This is a genomic window from Mitsuokella sp. UBA4253, assembly GCF_002395285.1.
GTDB lineage: Bacteria > Bacillota > Negativicutes > Selenomonadales > Selenomonadaceae > Mitsuokella > Mitsuokella jalaludinii.
Map to the genome: position 1 here is coordinate 289,856 of NZ_DGWR01000004.1, position 20,184 is coordinate 310,039.

At 53.5% G+C, this 20,184-nt stretch carries 19 protein-coding genes and 1 pseudogene; 16 read left to right on the forward strand and 4 right to left on the reverse strand.

The genetic code is table 11. The annotated features are described in order from the left end of the window. Positions 1–32: 32 nt before the first annotated feature. From B2X55_RS03060 to B2X55_RS03075, 4 genes are all read left to right on the forward strand, one after another. Positions 33–1,100, forward strand: coding sequence for an ABC transporter ATP-binding protein (locus B2X55_RS03060; RefSeq protein WP_286820817.1), 1,068 nt, complete (start codon positions 33–35; stop codon positions 1,098–1,100). Continuing rightward, entirely contained in the window at positions 1,097–2,764 is a 1,668-nt protein-coding gene (locus B2X55_RS03065) for an ABC transporter permease (protein WP_286820819.1), read from the forward strand. Before B2X55_RS03060 ends, B2X55_RS03065 begins: the two co-directional genes overlap by 4 nt. Before the next feature lie 86 nt (positions 2,765–2,850). Further along, entirely contained in the window at positions 2,851–4,557 is a 1,707-nt protein-coding gene (locus tag B2X55_RS03070; RefSeq protein ID WP_286820821.1) for a cache domain-containing sensor histidine kinase, read from the forward strand. Then, the gene (locus B2X55_RS03075; RefSeq protein ID WP_286820822.1) at positions 4,554–5,327 is read left to right on the forward strand and encodes a response regulator transcription factor; all 774 of its coding nucleotides are present in this window, start codon (positions 4,554–4,556) and stop codon (positions 5,325–5,327) included. The genes B2X55_RS03070 and B2X55_RS03075 overlap by 4 nt, the downstream gene beginning before the upstream one ends. On the opposite strand, the pseudogene B2X55_RS03080 reads toward B2X55_RS03075, so the two are convergent. After that, positions 5,260–6,029 (reverse strand): annotated as a pseudogene (locus B2X55_RS03080) (deoxyribonuclease IV). The gene B2X55_RS03075 and the pseudogene B2X55_RS03080 sit on opposite strands and share 68 nt — an antisense overlap. A 332-nt stretch (positions 6,030–6,361) precedes the next feature. On the opposite strand from B2X55_RS03080, the gene B2X55_RS03085 reads away from it, so the two are divergent. The 5 genes from B2X55_RS03085 (at position 6,362) to B2X55_RS03105 (ending at position 9,956) form a co-directional block, all read left to right on the forward strand. Beyond that, positions 6,362–6,739 (forward strand): VOC family protein, encoded by a 378-nt coding sequence (locus tag B2X55_RS03085; RefSeq protein WP_286820823.1) that lies wholly within the window; start codon positions 6,362–6,364, stop codon positions 6,737–6,739. 152 nt (positions 6,740–6,891) lie between these two features. After that, a complete protein-coding gene (locus B2X55_RS03090; protein ID WP_286820824.1) occupies positions 6,892–7,845 on the forward strand; it encodes a type I phosphomannose isomerase catalytic subunit in 954 nt (317 codons plus the stop codon). Positions 7,846–8,010: 165 nt separating this feature from the next. After that, positions 8,011–8,889: an ROK family protein gene (locus B2X55_RS03095; protein WP_286820825.1), complete on the forward strand. Its 879-nt coding sequence runs from the start codon at positions 8,011–8,013 to the stop codon at positions 8,887–8,889. Between the two features lie 136 nt (positions 8,890–9,025). Further along, positions 9,026–9,739 carry a GntR family transcriptional regulator gene (locus B2X55_RS03100; protein WP_036373755.1) on the forward strand — a complete coding sequence of 238 codons (714 nt, stop codon included), beginning with the start codon at positions 9,026–9,028 and terminating at the stop codon, positions 9,737–9,739. Then, on the forward strand, positions 9,675–9,956 hold the full coding sequence (locus B2X55_RS03105) for a family 1 glycosylhydrolase (protein ID WP_286820826.1): 282 nt from the start codon (positions 9,675–9,677) through the stop codon (positions 9,954–9,956). Before B2X55_RS03100 ends, B2X55_RS03105 begins: the two co-directional genes overlap by 65 nt. A gap of 102 nt (positions 9,957–10,058) precedes the next feature. On the opposite strand, the gene B2X55_RS03110 is transcribed toward B2X55_RS03105, so the two are convergent. Further along, the gene (locus B2X55_RS03110) at positions 10,059–10,754 is read right to left on the reverse strand and encodes a hypothetical protein (protein WP_278742404.1); all 696 of its coding nucleotides are present in this window, start codon (positions 10,752–10,754) and stop codon (positions 10,059–10,061) included. A gap of 142 nt (positions 10,755–10,896) precedes the next feature. Here B2X55_RS03110 and B2X55_RS03115 point away from each other — a divergent pair, with 142 nt between their 5' ends. The 6 genes from B2X55_RS03115 to B2X55_RS03140 all read left to right on the forward strand — a co-directional run bounded on the left by B2X55_RS03115 (position 10,897) and on the right by B2X55_RS03140 (position 18,172). Next, complete coding sequence (locus tag B2X55_RS03115) at positions 10,897–12,606, forward strand: ABC transporter ATP-binding protein/permease (RefSeq protein WP_286820828.1); 1,710 nt, start codon at positions 10,897–10,899, stop codon at positions 12,604–12,606. Positions 12,607–12,897: 291 nt separating this feature from the next. Further along, positions 12,898–14,319 (forward strand): rhamnulokinase, encoded by a 1,422-nt coding sequence (rhaB, locus tag B2X55_RS03120; protein ID WP_286820830.1) that lies wholly within the window; start codon positions 12,898–12,900, stop codon positions 14,317–14,319. A gap of 104 nt (positions 14,320–14,423) precedes the next feature. Beyond that, positions 14,424–15,659 (forward strand): L-rhamnose isomerase, encoded by a 1,236-nt coding sequence (locus tag B2X55_RS03125; protein ID WP_286820832.1) that lies wholly within the window; start codon positions 14,424–14,426, stop codon positions 15,657–15,659. 47 nt (positions 15,660–15,706) lie between these two features. Continuing rightward, complete coding sequence (gene rhaD, locus B2X55_RS03130) at positions 15,707–16,525, forward strand: rhamnulose-1-phosphate aldolase (protein WP_226867919.1); 819 nt, start codon at positions 15,707–15,709, stop codon at positions 16,523–16,525. An 80-nt stretch (positions 16,526–16,605) separates the two neighbouring features. Further along, positions 16,606–17,841 (forward strand): MFS transporter, encoded by a 1,236-nt coding sequence (locus B2X55_RS03135; protein WP_264293524.1) that lies wholly within the window; start codon positions 16,606–16,608, stop codon positions 17,839–17,841. Between the two features lie 13 nt (positions 17,842–17,854). Beyond that, positions 17,855–18,172 carry an L-rhamnose mutarotase gene (locus tag B2X55_RS03140; RefSeq protein ID WP_226867917.1) on the forward strand — a complete coding sequence of 106 codons (318 nt, stop codon included), beginning with the start codon at positions 17,855–17,857 and terminating at the stop codon, positions 18,170–18,172. 80 nt (positions 18,173–18,252) lie between these two features. Here B2X55_RS03140 and B2X55_RS03145 read toward each other — a convergent pair whose 3' ends face one another. Further along, positions 18,253–19,008 (reverse strand): DeoR/GlpR family DNA-binding transcription regulator, encoded by a 756-nt coding sequence (locus tag B2X55_RS03145; protein ID WP_286820835.1) that lies wholly within the window; start codon positions 19,006–19,008, stop codon positions 18,253–18,255. A gap of 249 nt (positions 19,009–19,257) precedes the next feature. On the opposite strand from B2X55_RS03145, the gene B2X55_RS03150 reads away from it, so the two are divergent. Then, complete coding sequence (locus B2X55_RS03150; protein WP_286820836.1) at positions 19,258–19,812, forward strand: N-acetylmuramoyl-L-alanine amidase; 555 nt, start codon at positions 19,258–19,260, stop codon at positions 19,810–19,812. 65 nt (positions 19,813–19,877) lie between these two features. On the opposite strand, the gene B2X55_RS03155 is transcribed toward B2X55_RS03150, so the two are convergent. Next, positions 19,878–20,099: a hypothetical protein gene (locus B2X55_RS03155; protein ID WP_286820837.1), complete on the reverse strand. Its 222-nt coding sequence runs from the start codon at positions 20,097–20,099 to the stop codon at positions 19,878–19,880. Between the last annotated feature and the right edge of the window lie 85 nt (positions 20,100–20,184).

Here is a 20,184-nt window from a genome sequence, read left to right on the forward strand (position 1 = left end):
CCTTTTTGATAAGGGAAGAAGGGGAAGATGTTATGAGTTTTGCTGTCCACATCAAAGATGCAGTCAAGGAGTACGGCGATTTTTTGGCTGTCAATCATATCACGCTCTCGATAAAGAATGGAGAATTCTTCACGCTGCTCGGGCCGTCCGGCTGTGGCAAGACGACACTCCTGCGCATGATTGCCGGCTTCAATCCCATTGATGGCGGCACGATCTCGTTTGACGATCGCGTCATCAATGACGTTCCTTCCTATCTCCGCAACATTGGCATGGTCTTTCAGAACTATGCCGTATTCCCGCATATGAGCGTGGCGGACAACATTGCCTATGGTTTGAAGGCTCGCAACTTCAAAGGGGAAGAACTGGCAAAGAAGGTGCGGGCAGGCCTGGCCATGATGAAGATCGAGAATCTGGCAGACCGCATGCCTTCGCAGCTGTCCGGCGGTCAGCAGCAGCGTGTGGCTCTGGCGCGTGCCATCGTGATTGAGCCGGATGTCATGCTGATGGATGAGCCGCTTTCCAACCTGGACGCAAAATTGCGCCTGGAGATGCGTTCGGTGATCCGGAACATCCAGCAGACCCTGGGCATCACGACGATTTACGTCACACATGACCAGGAGGAAGCCCTAGCCATTTCCGACCGCATTGCCGTAATCAACAGCGGTACGATCATGCAGGTCGGCAATCCGGAAGATATCTATAAACATCCGGCCAACACGTTTGTGGCAAATTTCATTGGTACTTCGAATTTTATTCACGGTACTGTGAAAGATGGGCACTTGACCATCCTCAATCAGGCCTTGTATGATTTTACACCGAAAACACCTTATGAAGGTGACGTGCAGATCTCTGTACGCCCAGAACAGATTGTCTTGCTGCGCGGTCATGAGGACGGCCTGCCTGGCGAGATCGTGCGTGCGATCTTCCTTGGCACGCGATACGAATATGAGATTGCGATTGCCGATGGGACGCATGTCAAGGTCAATGCCTATAACATCCATTCGGATGACGTCTATCATTCCGGGGATAAAGTAGGCTTGCGCTTATCGGCACAACATATGAATATATACGATGCGAGTGGGGAGGTGTTGTTGTCATGAAAAATTGGCATGCAATGTCTCTTTATGACCGCTTCAACTGCTGGACCATCATTACCGTTGTTTCCCTGTGCCTGATCCTGTTGTTCATCATCTATCCGTTCTCTGTCCTGGTAATCCATTCGGTTGTCACGGAGACAGGAGAGATCTCTTTTGCCAATTATGTGACATTCTTTCACAGCGATTACTACCTTCAGACTTTGTTCAACAGTTTCATTGTATCGCTGAGCGCAACAATACTGGCTTGTATGATCGGCATCCCCATGGCGTATTTCACTTCACGGTATCATATCACGGGGAAACCTCTGATTGACAATCTCTGCATCCTGGCCATGATGTCGCCGCCTTTTATCGGCGCGTATTCCTGGGTCGTGCTTCTGGGACGTGCGGGATTCATCACGAAATTCATGCAGTCCCACTTCGGATTCACCATGCCGTCGATTTATGGATTCGTGGGCATTTTGCTGGTCTTCACCTTAAAGCTTTTTCCCTATGTTTATCTCTATGTGTCGGGAGCCCTGAGGAGCATGGATGCCTCCCTCGAAGAAGCGGCAGAGAGTCTCGGTGTTGGCGGCTGGAAGAAGCTGCGTACGATCACGTTCCCGCTGATCATGCCGACAATCCTGTCAGCGGCATTGATGGTCTTCATGACCTCCTTGGCTGATTTCGGTACTCCGGCACTCATCGGCGAAGGGTTCCGCGTCCTGCCGGTTTGCATCTATGATGAGTACATGAGTGAATTGGGCGGCAATACGGCCTTTGCCAATGTCCTGAGCGTCGTAGTCATCGCCTTTGCCATGCTGGTCCTGCTGCTGCAGAAAAAGGCGATTGCCGGGCGCAACTATACGATGAGCAATCTGCGCCCGCCCAAAGTAAAATCTCTGCCGACCGTTTCCCGTATGGTGGTCACGGCAGGCGTCTATCTGGTGGCTTTCCTGGGGGTCTTGCCGCAGATCACGGTCGTGGCGACTTCTTTTGTGAAAACGAGTGGTCCTGTATTTTTGCCTGGGTTTGGTCTGGACAGCTATCGCGAAGCTTTTTCCAAGATGTCTCTGGCCATCTCCAACTCGTTCATGTTCTCCATCATCGCGATTTCCATCATGATTTTCTGTGCGATGCTGCTGGCTTATCTGATCGTGCGGAAGAGTTCCCGTGTCGTCAATCTGATCGATATGCTGGTCATGTTCCCCTATGTTGTGCCGGGTGCCGTACTTGGTATCATGCTCGTCTCAGCGTTCAACTCCGAACCGCTGCTGTTGACCGGAACGGCGGGCATCATGATCCTCTCGTATGTGATCCGCAAGATGCCGTTTACCCTGCGTTCCAGCATCGGTATCCTGTACCAGATTGAATCGAGCGTAGAAGAAGCATCCATCAGTCTGGGTGTTCCTCCGTTCAAGACGTTTTTCAAGATCACGGCGCGCTTGATGCTGCCAGGTGTCATTTCCGGAGCTATCTTGAGCTGGATTGCGACGATGAATGAATTGAGTTCTTCGATGATCCTCTATACCGGTGCCACGCAGACAATCTCGGTGGCGATTTTCAATGAGGTTACGAGCAAAGCCCATTTCGGCACGGCGGCAGCCCTCGCTACGGTCCTTACCGTTGCCACGATCTGTTCGCTCTGGCTTTGCAAGCGATTGTCAGGAGGTAAGATTTCCTTGTAAAATGTTCTAAACATTATCAAAATAGCCTACTTGTGATAAAATGATATTGTACTGGCAGGCAAAATAAGGGACAGGAGGAGTGCGGCATGATCCGTAAATGGAAAATGAGTTATCGGCTGCGTCTCTTGTCCTATATTTTTTTGGCCGGCTTTCTGCCTGTCCTGGTTTTATCGGTCGGTGTCCTGCTGATCGTTTATCAAAATATCGATCGAACGGAAGCACAGGAGGCATATCAAAATGTCCACAGCGTTGCTGAACAGGTCTCGACTTCTGTGGACGGATATGTCAAGATGGTGGACGCTTTGTCGGAGTCCGTCGTCATCGAACATGTCCTGGATCAATCTTCCGATGATGTGCGTGAAGCCTATGGGCAGATGTTTTTGCTGATGCGGGGCAATCATGAGCAGGCTGCCCTGCATGTCTTATCAGCAGATGGACATGTTGCGCTCTCGACTTCGGATATCCCGCATATTTATCATTTGCCTGAGAATAATGGCTGGGGAATCTTTGCCAGAGCGGCGCAGTCTAAGGAAGCCGTACTGGTATCTGCTCCCAGGCAGGATCCAGACTTCCGGAATATTGTCTTGACTCTGTGCCAGGCTGTGCGCAAGGATCAGCAGATCATTGGCTATGTCATCGTTGATGTGGAACGTCGGGCGATATGGGATATCTTGAACAAGTATGCTTCTCGGAACCTTATCCTGACGGATCGTCATCATTATGTTTTTTATAATACCTGGGGAAGCAGCCGGGAAGGAGTCATTTCCGGGATTACAGGCAGTGGGAAGTTTTCAGCAGACAGCGGCATTGTCAGGGACTCCCAAAATCCGGATAAAAAAATCTATTATTTCCATGAACCGAAATATCATATTGCCGTGATGCAGCAAGAAGTCACGAATCGAAGCGGTTTTTATGAACTGCGGCGTATTGTTGCCATTTTTGACCTCATTGTCCTGGTCATCATCGTGCTGCTTTCGTACAAGCTCACGCGTGACTTGTGGGAACCTATGGGAGATCTGGTTGCCGGCATGGAATGTGTGCGGCAAAATAATCTGGCGGTACGTATACCCATCCGGCGCAAAGATGAGATTGGCGCTTTGGCAGCGACGTTCAATAAGATGGTCCACCATATCCGCCGTTTGCTGAGGGAAGCAAAACAAAAAGAGGAGACCCTGCGCATTGCACAGATCAAGAGCCTGCAGGAACAGGTAAAACCACATTTCATCTACAATACACTGGATCTCATCAAATGGAGTGCCAAAGCCGGCGATACGAAGACGGTGGCACTCCTGGCAGTATCGCTGGGACGGCTGCTGCGCAAGATCCTGGGCAAGTCTGCCTTCATCACGGTCCGGGAAGAATTTGAGATCCTGCAGGCCTATATGACGATACAGGAAAAGCGCTTCGGCGACAGGATACAGGTGGAATTTTTCCTGGACCCTGCTTTGGCAGAAAAATACCTGCCCAAGCTGATCTTGGAACCTGTGTTGGAAAATGCCGTGAAGCATGGTCTGGGCAGTGTGACAGAAAAAGGAGAAATCTGTGTTTCCAGCCACTTGCAGGGAAAATACATGGTGTTTGAGATCGCCGACAATGGCGTTGGCATGGATCCTGCCAAAGTCCGGCAATATCTTGAAGGCCACGATGACCAGCACGTCGGGCTCTATAATGTACATTTGCGTGCCAAACTCAATGGAGATGCGGCTTGTGGCGTTGCTATCAAGCCTAGACCGCAAGGAGGGACTCGCGTGATCATCCGTCTTTTGGTTTTGGAGGAGGTGCCGCGGAATTGAAGAGGGTTATTGTGATTGACGATGAACAGATCCAGCGACAGGGCCTGGTCTCGATGACGCCGTGGGAAGAAGTGGACTGCCAGGTCGTAGGGGAGGCTGCCAATGCCCGGGAAGGCATGGAACTCATCCGGAAATTGCAGCCGGATATCGTCATCGTGGATATACGCATGCCTGGGGAGTCGGGATTGGAACTGATTGAAAAGATGCAAAGGGAGAGCCATGTGGAATACATCATCTTGTCGGGATATGGAGAATTCTCCTATGCGCAGCAGGCAATCCGTCTGGGCGTGCGCAATTACCTGCTGAAGCCTGTGGATGATGATGAGTTGCTTGAGGCCGTCCGGAAAGCGGCTGCTTATGTGGATGAAGGGAAAAAGCGTAAGAAAATGGAGCTGGAGCATGGTGTCCAGCTGGATATCTTCCGTAATTTCGGGGAAGGCAAGAGCAAGAACCAATACCTGGAAAAAGCCATCCGCTATATAGAAGCAGAGTGCCAGGAGAATCTTACCATCCGTGACGTGGCCGAAGTGGTGAAGATCAGTTCCTCCTATCTTCATCGCCTCTTTGTCCAATATACGAATTACACGTTCGGGGAATATCTGACCATGTGCCGCATCCGGCGCGCCATACGCCTGCTCCATGACGGTGACCGCAAGATCTATGAAATCGCGGAACTTTGCGGGTATAAGGATACGCGCTATTTCAGCATGGTTTTCCGACGCATAACAGGCCTGACGCCTTCTGAGTATAAAGAAGGGCGTCAGGCCTGAATGATGATGGATTTGATTGGTTTTTAAGGGACGCGCGCTCGCGCATCATGGCGATTTCGCGGGCATAGCCGGTGGCATCATTGGGCGTCTCGAGGATGAACGGCAGCTGACGAAGAGCCGGATGGCGCACAGGCGCGAAAGTCCTATGACGCGGTCAAAGTCTGTGAGTACCTCATCGAGATGTCCTCGGATATCGTAGTCGGCATCCCAGACGTGGTAGGTATCGAGACAGATACCGAGCCGTTCCGCGTGTCCTACGCGGTCGATGATGGCACGAAGCTCTTCAAAGCCCCGTCCTACTTCTGTACCCTTGCCGGCCATGGTCTCAAGCAGCACGGTGGTCTTCTGCTCTGGACGCAGGACCTCGTTGAGCTGCTGGGCAATCAGCTCGATGCCAGTTTCCACGCCTTGCTTGACATGACTGCCTAGATGGAAGTTGTAAAGGTTGCCTGGCAGCTGGTCGAGGCGCTTTAGATCATCAGCCATGGTTTCTCGCGCGAAGATCCGCAGGTTTTCCTTGGCGGCGCAGGCATTCATGGTATACGGCGCATGGGCGACCAGTGTGCCGATGCCATGCTCCTGCTGGAAAGTGAGAAAAGCCTCGATATCTGCAGGGTCGAGTGCTTTTGCCCGTCCGCCGCGCGGATTGCGCGTAAAGAATGCGAATACATCGGCACCGAGCGTTACGGCTTCCTTGCCCATGGCAAGGAAACCCTTGGCCGAAGAAAGGTGGCAGCCGATATGGGAGGCCGCTGAAAAAGCTGTGATTCTCTGAGGAAGAGTTATCCACAGGTAGAAAAAAGCGCATCAGTTGATGAATATTCTCATCTTCTGATGCGCTTTTTGTTTTTGATGTGCGAAAAGAGGCGAAATAGGAGGCCTTTCAGCCCCCCCAGTGCGATGATTCTTTTCAGATTTGTAACGAATATCGTCGTCGCGCCTTGCCACTGCATGCCAACGAGGCCCGAGGACGACGCAACGTCGTACCCGTGCCTTCGACAGGTGTGAAGGATTTTTTGAGAGGAGACGATGGTATGAGGATTGCAGCACTCGATCATATTGTGCTGACGACGGGAGATTTGGCGGCTTGTCTGCACTTCTATCGCGATTTGCTCGACATGCGGGTGGAGGAGCGGCAGGGGCGCTATGCGCTGTTCTTTGGCACGACGAAGATCAATATCCACCAGAGACCGGCGGAGTTCCTGCCGGCGGCGCGTCATCCGCAGCGCGGCAGTTTGGACTTCTGCCTTGTCGTGACCCAGGATATCGAGCAGGTGAAGCAGGAGCTATTGGCAAAAGGTGCGAGCATTGAGCTTGGCCCCGTCGCGCGTCACGGCTGCCGCGGTGCGATGCAGAGCATCTACCTGCGCGACCCCGACGGCAATCTCGTCGAACTCTGTCATTATGCTTGAGCTTACATTATAAAAGTAATCTTTTATAAAAATAAAAGATATGATTTTTATTGACAGAGGTCGGGAGAGTCCGTATAATGAAAGGCAGATAGACCGGAAAAGCCCGATCGACGATACGTGAGTGCAATAGGGGGTTGATGGATTTGTATCCAATGAAATTACAGGCACCGCTCAAGGATTACATCTGGGGCGGCACGAAGCTCAAGACGGATTACGGCAAGAAGACGGACCTCGAGAAGGTCTCGGAGTCGTGGGAACTCGCCTGCCACAAGGATGGCATGAGTATCATCGAGAATGGTCCGGAGGTGGGCCGTACGCTCAAGTCGTATCTCGATGAGGCGGGCCCCGCTGTCCTCGGCGAGCACGCCAGAAAGTTCCCGTATTTCCCGCTGCTCATCAAACTCATCGATGCGAAGGACAACCTCTCGGTGCAGGTCCATCCGGACAACGATTACGCGATGCGCGTCGAGGGGGAGTACGGCAAGACGGAGATGTGGTACATCGTCGACTGCGAACCGGGCGCCACGCTGATCTATGGCTTCAAGCACGCCGTCTCGAAGGAGGAATTCGAGAAGCGCATCGCCGATAACACGCTGCTCGAGGTCTGCAACCAGATACCCGTTCACAAGGGGGATGTCTTTTTCATCGCTTCGGGCACGCTGCACGCCATCGGCAAGGGCATCATCATCTGCGAGATTCAGCAGAATTCCAACACGACGTACCGCGTCTACGACTACGGCCGCCTCGGCAAGGACGGCAAGCCGCGTGAGCTCCACGTCAAGAAGGCCATCGACGTCACGAACCTCGAGCCGGTCAAGGAGCGCCCGCATCTCGATGCACCCATCGATATCTTTGCGGATACTGAGGCCCGCCTGCTCGCATCGTGCGAGTACTTCACGGTCTATGAGCTCGAGATTGACGGCACGAGCCATCTGATGGCTGGCGAGGATTCGTTCCAGAGCTTCACGGTGCTCGACGGCAGCGTGCAGCTGCAGGCCGGTGACGCGGAGCTGACCTTCAAGAAGGGGGAGACTTCTTTCCTGCCTGCTGGCCTCGGTGCCTACACGCTGATGGGCAAGGCACGCCTGGTCCTCAGCAAGATATAAAATAGGATTTGCTTTTGGGACACTTTTTCCGCAGTGAAAAGGTGTCTTTTATATAATTTGTTATAAATACAAAAGATATATTTTATAGTTGACATTAGTTAGATACTTTATTATAATAATAAATACGATAAAATAGAAAAAATGTTTATTGAGAGGATGTTGAGTATGGCAATTCTAGCTTTTGACGTCGGTGGCAGCAGCGTGAAGTACGCTGTCGTGCAGGAAGATGGAACGGTTGAGGATAAAGGCTCGTTCAAGACGCCATCTGACCTCGAGGGATTCTACGAGGGGCTCAGGCAGACGAAGGCGAAGCTCGAAAAGGGGCATGCTTTCAGCGGCGCAGCCTTCTCCATGCCCGGTGCAGTGGACGATGCCCGTGGCGTCATCGGTGGTTCGAGCGCTATCCCGTACATCCATGACTTTGACATCAAGTCAGCGATGGCAGATGTGCTCGGATTGCCCATCGCGATGGAGAACGATGCGAACTGTGCGGCGCTCGGCGAGACTTGGGTCGGCATCGCCAAGGACTGCAAGGATGTCGCGTTTTTCGTCATCGGCAGTGGCGTCGGCGGCGCCATCGTCAAGGATGGCCACGTTCACCACGGCGCGCATCTCCACGGCGGTGAATTCGGCTACATGGTCGGCGACGATGGTGCCACAATCCTCAGCACCGCTGGCTCGACAGAGAATATCGCGCGTCTCTGCGAGCGACTGAAAGGTCTTCCAGACCACAGCCTCGATGGGCGCAAGGTCTTTGCACTGGCCGGAGAGGGTGATGCGGAGGCGGCAAAGGCCGTCAAGCAGATGATAGAGTCTCTGGCACGCGCCATCTACAACATCCAGTACTCGTACGACCCGGAATGCTTCGTCATCGGCGGCGGCATCAGTGCCCGCGAGGACTTCGTTCCTGCCATCCAGGAAGCAATCGATGCGATCTTGGAGCGCGTTAAGGTCGCCAGAATCCGCCCCGACGTCCGCACGGCTGAGTTTGGCAACGATGCGAACCTCATCGGCGCGGTGCGCCACTTCCTGCAGACGAAATGACCTTAGGGGGGTGGATGTCCCATAGCGGCTCCTCATTTTGAGGGGCCGCTGTTTTATATCTTTTTCTTGATAAAATAATAAATATGTTATATAATAAAAAGAAAAAGACATGATTTATTATAGAGGAATATGTGTTATGGTAAAATACCAGGAAATAGCAAATGAGTTGCGCAATCAGATTCAGGAGGGTGTCTATAAGGCAGGGGAACAGCTTGCGTTGGAGCGCGAGATGTGTGAGCAGTACGGCGTCAGCCGCATTACAATCAAGAAGGCTGTTGACCAGCTTGTCAAGGATGGCCTTGTTGTCAAGCGGCGCGGATCGGGCACCTTCGTCAAGAGCCTTGCGAGTGAGGATGTCCACGATATCAGCATGGCCAACCAGTTCTCAGGTTTCTCGAAGGTCTTCGAAGGGCATGAGATTGCGACGAAGGTCGTGCGCTTTGACATCATCCATCCGACGGCAGAGGTCGCGGAGAAGCTCAACATCACGACGGATGACTTCGTCTATGATATCGTGCGCCTGCGCCAGGTGGACGGGGATCCCGTCGTCATCGAGTACACGAATATGCCCATTGAGCTGATTCCAGGCATCAAGCGCGAGGTGCTCGAACACTCGATTTACCGCTACATCGAGGAACAGCTTCATTTCAAGATCCAGTCGGCACACCGCTTCATCCGCGCCCTTCTGCCGACGCCTGAGGAGGAGGAACTGCTTCGCATCGATCATGGAACGATGCCGATATTGGAGGTCGAGCAGATTGCATTCCTCGACGATGGGCGTGCCTTTGAGTACTCCAAGGCACACCATCGCGGAGACAAACAGGTATTCCGGGTCGTCAGCATTCGCTGAACGCAGCCTGAACAAACAGAAGAGAGCAGCCGAGAGGGCTGCTCTTTTTATTTATAAGTCCTTCCTCGACCCCGCTGTCAAGGGCGTCTTCCCCGAGAAGTTCGTCGAGGTCCTGGCGCGCGACGGCGTGCTCTGGGATGCGACGGCAGATGAGATGAAGACCATCAAGAAGTCCGGCCGCTGGTTCCGCGAAGTCGCTGCACAGAATGGGTTATGAATCGCACGCTCTTGATTGTTTTTGTTGATTCCTGCAAGAAGCCCCCGGCTCACGTCTTTTGTGAGCCGGGGGCTTCTCTGTCTGCACCAACCGTGCAAGGGTTCACTGTGGTTCTGCTGCGGCGTCTTCTGCGATATCTGTCGCGACGTCTTCTTCAGGCAGAGCGAGGTAATTGCGGATGGCCGCGATCTCGTCGGCGATGAAGAGGGCGGGCGGCGATTCGCGGATCATGACGGCCTGCAGCATGCGGCTCTGCTCTTCCTGGTCGTCGGTCTTCAGGTTGGCCGGGTCGGCCGCTGCGCGCGTCAGCGCAATGGCGCGGTGCTGGGCTTCGGCATAGGCGTGTGCCTTGCGCACGAGTTCGATGGACTGGTCGTAGCAGGTATCATTGAGGGCGAGCGGCGGCGTTCGGCTCGCGATGCGCGTATCGAGCGCTTGGCTGTCCTTCTCGAGCTGCGAGAGGCGCAGGTAGGCCGTCTGGATGCTGATGATGTCTGCCTTGAAGTCCGCAAGGATCTTGTGGTAGCGCTGCCAGTTGCGGTCGAGGTCCTCGATGTCCTTCTGATAATCCTTGTACCATCCGGCGAAGATCTGCTGCTGCTGCTGGCGCTCCTCGCGCATCTCCTGACTGATGACGGCATCGCCATTGCGGTGCGGCGAAGGCCAAGCGAAGAAGACGATGGCACTGGCCGCGCAGAGCACGAAGAAGAAGGCGAAGAAGATCTTGCGGCTGGGGATGTAGTGGTAGAGCAGTGCGAGCAGCACGACTGCGATGGCCGCGCCTATGTAGATGAGCATGTTCCCACCTCCGGAAATTCAGATTTTTGTCTTATACTGCACATAATGCTATTCTAGCAAATGCTTGCCGGAAAGACAATGGCGCGGCCTTGCAGGGAAGCAGGGAACGCGTTATACTGAGATTCGTTAAGGATGTGATAATTTGAAGCAAAAGTTTTGGAAGAATTTCTGGCATCTCTTCCGCGGATACTGGAATTCAGAGGAGAAGTGGAAAGCGAGGGGGCTCCTGGCCTTCGTCATTGGCCTGAATTTCGCGTCGGTCTATCTGCTCGTCCGCCTCAATAGTTGGTATAATGTCTTTTATAACGCACTGCAGCAGTATCAGGCGGAATCTTTCTGGCCGCTCATCGGGGAGTTCACGGGGCTTGCCTTCCTCTACATCATCCTCGCGGTCTACGCAATCTATCTGCGCCAGATGCTCCAGATTAAGTGGAGGACCTGGATGACGAACCGTTACCTCGACGACTGGATGAAGGGCCAGGTCTACTACCGCCTGCAGGTCCTGCGCAGCGATACGGATAACCCGGACCAGCGAATCAGCGAGGACATCAACCAGTTTGTCTCGCTGACGCTGCAATTGCTCATCGGCATGCTCAAGCAGATCACGACGCTCGGCGCTTTCGGCGTCGTGCTCTGGAATCTCTCAGGCGCCTTCACCGTGCCTTTTGGTGGCCACGAGTTCGTCATCTACGGCTACATGTTCTGGTTCTCGCTGCTCTACTCGGTGCTCGGCACAATCGGCGTCCACTTCGTCGGCCGCAAGCTCATCGGGCTCAATTTTGACCAGCAGCGCTACGAGGCGGATTTCCGTTTCAATATGATGCGCGTGCGCGAGAACAGCGAGAGCATTGCCTTCTACCGCGGCGAGCAGCCGGAATCTGTCGGCTTCGCGGAGCGCTTTGCGAAAGTCATCAAGAATTACTGGCAGCTCATGCGCCGGACGAAGCTCCTGAACTTCTATGTCAACGGCTACGGCCAGCTGGCCATCATCGTGCCACTCGTCATGGCGGCGCCGCAGTACTTCGCCGGTGCCATGACGCTCGGCGGCCTCATGCAGACGTCCTCGGCCTTCGGCCGCGTGCAGGATGCGCTGTCGTACTTCGTTTCGGTCTACGATACGATCGCACAGCTCGCTGCAGTCATCCGTCGTCTTTCGGGCTTCACGCGCCACATGGAAGGCGCCTCGGACATCGAGGATAGGGTGACGCGCGAGACAACTGCTGGCAGTGCGCTCGTCGTGCGCGACTTTGACGTCAAACTGCCGGACGGCCGCGTGCTGCTTGCTGACTGCAACCTGACCATCAAGGAAGGGGAGCGCCTCTTGATCACGGGCGCCTCCGGCTGCGGCAAGAGCACGCTTCTGCGCACGCTCGCTGGTATCTGGCCGTATGGCCAGGGCAGGATTGAGATCCCGGAAAAGAGTCGCATCCTCTTCCTGCCGCAGCGCCCCTATCTGCCGCTCGGCAGTCTGCGCCGGGCGCTCTACTATCCGCTGAGTGCCTCGGGGCCGGAAGAAAACCTCAAGGAAGTCCTGCGCAAGGTCGGCCTGGCGGACTTTATCCCGCGCCTCGACGACATCGACGACTGGAGCCGCATCCTTTCGCTCGGCGAGCAGCAGCGCCTTGCCTTTGCCCGCGTCTTGCTCGTTAAGCCCGACTGGGTCTTCCTCGACGAAGCGACGTCGGCCCTCGACGAGCCGCGCGAGCAGGAGATGTACGAGCTCATGCGCAGGGAACTGCCGCATACCGGCATCATCAGCGTCGGCCACCGCTCCACGCTCTTTGCCCAGCATGAAGAAGAACTCCACTTAAGTGGCGACGGCAGCTGGCAGTGCCGTCCTGTCACAGCATAATCTTTAATTTAGATCATTTGATATCGGTCAAGTCATTATGACTTGACCGATTTTTTTGTTTTTGATGGTTTTATAATAAATATAATCAATATATATCGATATATACTATAAATAAATATAGCAATTTCAACAAAAACCATATAAACAAAGATTAAAATATAAAAAAGAAGATTATACTGTTGACTTTTGTGGTAGGGCGCGTTATTATAATACCTGTAAGAACAAAGAATAACAGACAGAAATAAATAATGTGAGTATTTGAAATGTCTGTTCTTGGAAGGGATGGGACGCATGTCAGGAATCACGTACTATCTGGCTGTCGATATCGGCGCCTCGAGCGGCCGCCATATCCTCGGATGGATGGATAAAGGAAAAATCCGCATGGAGGAAATCTACCGTTTCGAGAATAAGCTGGAAAAGCGCAATGGTCACCTCTGCTGGGACCTCGATCATCTTTTTCATGAAGTGGTGGAGGGAATGCGCAAGTGCAAGGAGCTGGACCGTATCCCCGCGAGTGTCGGCATCGACACGTGGGGTGTTGATTTTGTCTTACTCGACGCCAATGGTAATGTGTTAGGCAATACGGTCGCTTATCGCGATGGCCGCACGAAGGGCATGGACGAGGAAGTCTACAAGGTCATCTCGGAGTCGGAGCTCTACGGGCGCAACGGCATCCAGAAGCAGCTCTTCAATTCCATCTATCAGTTGATGGCCATCAAGAAGGAGACACCGCAGCTATTGGAGCGCGCGGAACGCTTCCTGATGATCCCGGAATACCTCAACTACCGCCTGACGGGCGTGGCGATGAACGAGTACACAAATGCGACGACGACGCAGCTCGTCAACGCCAAGACGCAGGATTGGGACTTCGAGCTCATGGAGATGCTGAGCCTGCCGACGAAGATTTTCGGCGAGCTCAATATGCCGAAGACGCTCGTCGGGCCGCTCTCGAGCAATATGGCAAAGCGCGTCGGCTTCCAGACGAATGTAGTCCTGCCTGCGATGCATGACACAGGCTCAGCTGTCATGGCTGTGCCGACGAACTCAGATGACAGCATCTACCTGAGCTCCGGCACGTGGTCGCTGATGGGCATCGAGCGCCTGATCCCAGACTGCACGGAGATGAGCCGCAAGCACAACTTCACGAATGAGGGCGGCTACCATCACCGCTATCGTTACCTCAAGAACATCATGGGCATGTGGGTCATGCAGAATCTGCGCCGCGAGTTCAAGCACAAGTACACGTTTGAGGAACTCTATGAACTGGCACACATCGGCCGGTACTTCACATCGATTGTCGATGTCAATGACGATACTTTCCTAGCGCCGGAGAGCATGATCCGAGCCCTGCAGGATTACTGCGAGCAGACCGGCCAGGAGAAGCCGGAGACGGAATGTGAACTTCTCTACTGTGTCTACCGCAGCCTCGCGAAGTGCTATGCGAAGACGGTCGCAGAGATCGAGACGGTCACGGGCCGCACCTATGATACCATTCATGTAGTGGGTGGTGGCTGTCAGGATAAGTTCCTTGACCGCCTGCTCGTCGAGGTGACGGGCAAAGAAGTCTACGCAGGTCCTGTCGAAGCGACTGCCATTGGCAATATCATGGCGCAGATGTTGCGCGATGATGTCTTTGAAGACCTTAAAGAAGCGCGTCGGGTGGTTGCTAAGTCATTTGATGTCAAGCGCATTGCTGACGAAATGGACGAATGATGTTCTGTTTATTTAAATGGAATATTCAGAATAAAGATAAGCAATGGAATACATACAAGAATAGGGAATTTCAAAAGTTAGAAGGTTAATAGGAGGTTTTTTTGATGTCGAGATTTGAAGAAGCAAAAGAAGCATATGCAGCCATTGGTGTGGACGTAGAAGAGGCCCTGAAGAAACTGCAGCAGGTGCGCATCTCGATGCACTGCTGGCAGGGCGATGATGTCCTGGGCTTTGACTCCGATGCCCTGACGGGCGGCATCGCGACGACGGGCAACTACCCGGGCCGCGCCCGCAATCCAGAAGAGCTCATGGCCGACATCCGCAAGGCGTATTCCCTGATCCCGGGCAAGCACAAGCTCAATCTGCACGCATCGTACCGCATCACGGATGAGAAGGTCGACCGCGATAAGATCGAGCCGAAACACTTCAAGGCATGGGTTGACTTCGCCAAAGAAGAGGGCATCGGCCTCGACTTCAACCCGACGTTCTTCAGCCACAAGAAGGTCAAGGACAACATGACGCTCTCGAGTCCGGACAAGGCCATCCGCGAGTTCTGGATCGAGCACGGCAAAGCTTGCCGCAAGATCGCCAATTACTTTGGTGAGGAACTCGGCATCACGGCGCTCGACAACATCTGGATTCCGGATGGCACGAAGGATGTGCCGGCTGACCGCATCGGACCGCGTGCGCGCCTCAAGGAAGCGCTCGACGAGATTCTTTCCGTTAAGTATGACCGCAAGAACGTGGCAGATGCTGTGGAAGGCAAGGTCTTCGGCATCGGCGTCGAGTCCTACACGGTCGGCTCGCACGAGTTCTACATGAACTACGCTGCCAAGAACGGGCTCATGTGCCTGCTCGACACAGGCCATTACCATCCGACGGAGGTTGTCTCCGACAAGATCTCCTCGATGTTGCTCTTCAACGACAGCCTCGCACTGCACGTCAGCCGTCCGGTCCGCTGGGACAGCGACCATGTCATCAAGCTCGACGATGAGCTCAAGGAACTCGCGACGGAGCTCGTGCGCTGTGATGCACTCCAGAAGGTCTTCATCGGCCTCGACTTCTTCGATGCCAGCATCAACCGCATCGCGGCTTGGGTCATCGGCATGCGCAACATGCAGAAGGCTTTGCTCTACGGCCTGCTGACGCCGAACAAGGAACTCAAGGAAGCACAGGATCGTGCAGACTTCACGAAGGTCCTGCAGGGCCTCGAGGAGATCAAGACGCTGCCGTTTGGCGATGTCTGGGCAGAGTTCTGCCAGCGCAATGAGGTGCCGGTTGATGGAAAATGGTATCCAATCGTCAAGGAATACGAGAAGGATGTCCTGTTCAAGAGATGAGATGCAGGACGCGAAACATGCAGAAAATGATAAGAGAGGTAAGAGTCATGGATATCAAGGATTCAACATTCATGGAAGGATTCAAGCGCCTGACGGCCGATGCTTTCAAGAAGGGCTGGCATGAGCGCAATGGCGGCAATCTGACGTACCGCGTCAAGCCGGAGGAGGTCGAATCCGTCAAGGATTCTCTCCATGAGGTCAAGGAATGGCAGCCAATCGGCAACACGGTTCCGGGCCTCGCAGGCGAGTACTTCCTCGTCACGGGCAGCGGCAAGTACATGCGCAATGTCTCGCTGGCACCAGAGGAGAATGTCGCGCTGATCAAGATCGATGAGAAGGGTGAGAAATACGGCATTGTCTGGGGGCTCGTCAACGGTGGCCGTCCGACGAGCGAACTGCCGACGCACCTCGCAGCGCACGAGCTCAAGAAAAAGATGACGGATGGCAAGAACCGCATCATCTACCATGCACATCCGACGAATCTCATCGCACTGACCTTCGTGCTGCCGCTCAACGACAAGGAATTCACGCGCGAGCTTTGGGAGATGGCGACGGAAGACCCCGTCATCTTCCCGGAGGGCATCGGTGTCGTTCCCTGGATGGTCCCGGGCGGCAAGGAGATTGCCGATGCATCTGTCAAGCTCATGGAGAAGTACCGCGTCATCGTCTGGGCGCATCACGGCCTCTTCGTCTGCGGCGACGACTTCGATGAGGCTTTTGGCCTCATGGATACGGTCGAGAAGGCCTCTGAGATCTGCGTCAAGGTGCTCTCGATGGGCGGCAAGAAGCAGACCATCCCGCGCGAGGGCTTTATCCAGCTTGCAAAGGATTTTCACATCGATCTCAATACAGATCTCTTGGATTGACGGAATAGATTTCTTGAAAGGAATGAGGAAGCATGACAATGCAGGAACCATCTCCATGGAAAAAGACCATTCTTGCGGCCATGACAAGTTATATTGATGCAGGGTCCATCGTAGCTGGTGCTGCAGGTCTTTCTCTGTGGCAGGCGTATCTCGGCATGAGCGGGCTCCAGATGGGACTCTTGGCAGCACTTTCATCCAATGCCGCTTCGGCGGCGGTCGGCGCGCTGATTGGCGGCCGTATCTGCGATAAGTATGGTCGTAAATTCGTTTATACGTATGATTTACTGATTTACATCGTCGGCATGCTGTTCATTGTCTTTGGTGTCAACTACCCGATGCTTTTGGGAGGCTACATCATCGTCGGCCTTGGCGTTGGTGCGGATGTTGTGGCATCTTGGACATTGATTGCAGAAGAGGCACCTGCAAAGGACAGGGCAAAGCACTGCGGCTCGGCTCAGTTTGCCTGGGCACTCGGACCGGCAGTGGTCCTATTGATGTCAGCTTGGCTCAATACCTACGGACTTTTGGGCAATCGTATCGTATTCGGCCATCTGATCATCATTGCGGCCTGGGTCTGGTATCAGCGCCTCAAGATGCCGGAGTCAAAGGACTGGCGTGCGGCGAAGGAAGAAGAGGAACGTCTGATTCGCGAAGGCAAGGTTGAGAAAGTTTCCTATGCAACGCTGCTCTCTGGCATCAACTTGAAGACGGTCCTGTTCCTCTGCGGTGTCTATACAATCTGGAACCTTTGCGCGAGCACGTGGGGATTCTTCATGCCGTACATCTTTGAGAATGTCGGCAAGCTCTCCAACAGTGTCTCGCAGCTCATGAGCGTTGGTTCATTTGTCATTTCGTTCCTGGCTACTTTCTTCATCTTCATGCAGCTGGGTGACCGGATGAGCCGCCGCTTGCTCTATGGTATCATTGGTGGTATCTACGTCATTGCTTGGTTCGTCTGGACACTGCCTGCAGATATGCTCAGCATGTGGATGCTCGTCATGTTCGTCGTCTTTGCCGGTATCAACAATGGTTCTGGCCAACAGGCTTTCTACCAGCTCTGGTGCTCTGAATTGTTCCCGACGAAGTACCGTGCGACAGCACAAGGCCTTACGTTCTTTATCACGCGTATTCTCGCTGCCATCTGGGGCTTCAGCGTTCCGATGATTATGGAGTCGTTCGGTTTCCGTTACGCAGCAATGCTCATCGTAGCATTTGCCGCAATAAGCTGGCTGGTCGGCACGATCGGTGCACCGAAGACGGAAGGCAAGACGTTGAAACAGATTGAAATTGAACGCTATGGCCATGAGGTGAAATGAGGAGGCTTGCAAAATGGAACGTTTTGCATGGAAGGCGACGGTCAAGGATGGCAAGATCGAGGAATACAAGTACCGCCATGCTCATATCTGGCCGGAGATGAAACAGGTTCTCAAGGAAGCGGGTATCTCTAACTATACGATCTGGAACGTTGGCAATGAGCTCTTCGGTTACTTCGAATGTGAGAAGGGTGTTGCTTATGCCGAGAAGTATCAGGCTGAGAGCCCTGTCGTTGACAAGTGGAATGAGTACATGAAGGATGTCATGGTCATGGAGATGGATCCGGAAACTGGTGCACAGCCGAAGATGCAGCAGGTATTCTTCTTGCCCTGACAGTCTCATCGGAATAAAAAGAATAAAAATGAGCAGCCCCGATTCTCTTTTGTGGAGGATCGGGGCTGCTTTGATGATGTTCAGAAAATCAGGTTGATGTGGTTGTCGGCGAGATACGACTGCCATTCGCTGGATGGTTTTTCGTCCGTCACGAGGGTGTCGATGTGGGAGAAGTCGTCGCATTTGACAAAGGCGGTCCTGTCGAACTTGGAGTGGTCGATGAGCAGCACAGCTTTGCGGGCTTGGCGGATCATGACGCTCTTGATGCGCCCCTCGCTGTCGTTTGACTCCATGATGCCCTTCTCGCGGTCGATGCCTTTGCAGCTGATGAAGGTGAAGTCGACGTAGTACTTCTCGAGTGTCTGGCTGGCAATCGTGCCAGTCAGGGCGCAGGAACTCTCGCGCATCGTGCCGCCCGTGCAGATCATCTTGAAGCCGCTGCCCATGAAGTCGTTCATGAGGCGGATGGAATTGGTGATGACGGTGATGTCGCGCTGTCCTTTGAGGTGCTGCAACAGGGCCTGGCACGTCGTGCTGGAATCCATCATGATGGTGTCGCCGTCCTGGATCAGGCGGGCGGCCTTCTCGGCGATGGCGAGCTTGCTCTCGCTGTTGATGGCACTGCGACGCTTGTAGGAGAGGTCTTCGCTCGTGCTCTCTGTGATGACGGCGCCGCCGTAGCTGCGCCGCAGGAGGTCCTGTCCCTCGAGTTTCTCGAGGTCGCGCCGTATTGTCTCTTCTGTTACCTTGAAGGTCTTGGCGAGGTCGGAGACGTAGACTTTCCGGTCAAGCCGGATCTTCTCCATGATTCGCTGTCTTCTCTCTAATCCCAGCATGAAAATCCCTCCTGTGAGGCAGCCGCTCGGCGGCATCGTCTGTTTCTGTTGCCCTTTTCTTTTATTATAGGCTGTTTTTGCGCGAAGTACAATAGAAACAAATCAAAAACCATATGGGATGACTTGGCTTTTGGGGCAATATCATTTTTCTGCTGATTTTCAGATGAAAGCAGTACAATGATAAAATTACAGGGGGCATGACAATCGATGAAGCGCAGGGATTTTATTCGGAATATGATGATCATGGGGATGGGACTAGCTCTAGCACCGGAAGTCATCGCCAAACAGGTTGCAGAAGCAGCTTGGCAGGATGGCGGCAACGTGCTGCCGGGCGTCGCCATCCGCCAGACGCATCTTTCTTTTCGATCCCTGACGAATCGGCGTGTGACGGACGCAATCATCGTGCACCATATTGGCAACACGAATGCCGACGTGTCGGCTGAGACGGTTCATCAATGGCATCTGGCCAACGGCTGGGCGGGTATCGGCTATCACTTCCTCATCCGCAAGGACGGCTCCATCGAGCAGGGGCGGCCGATGGACACGGTCGGTGCGCACTGCTACGGGGAGAACGAACACACAGTCGGGGTCAACATCGTCGGGAATTTTGAAGATTACATGCCGGAAGATGCGCAGGTGGCCTCCGCGAAGCGGCTGCTCGCTGCGCTCTGCCGCAATTACGGCTTTGCTCCATCGCGCTCGACGATTTTCGGCCATCGTGACTTCAATGCGACGGCCTGCCCCGGTCAGAATCTCTACGACAGGCTGCCCGATATCATTCGCGGAGCGGCGGCACTCTACTGACCGATGCATGCGGGATGGGAAAATGCAGACAGGACCTGCTGGCCATTTTGGCTGGTACGGTCTTTTTATTTTTTTTTTCTAAAAAAGTGCGAAAAATTGCGATTTACGTGAAGGATTTTTTTCGTTTTCATAGAACCTACATAATATACAAAGAAGTTTTCTGGATGGATCGGGAAATCAGGGGGCGGTAGGCGCAACTGTTCCTTTGGATTTTTTCGAATTAACGGAAAACTTGCGGTTTTCTCATGGTTTTTCACAGAAAGCAAGGTGACTGCGATTAGTTTCATAAATGTTACGTAATTCATTGATAAATAAAATGGTATTGCAATTATTGATAAAAGAGGTATACTGACAGAGTACCATCTTTTTTTG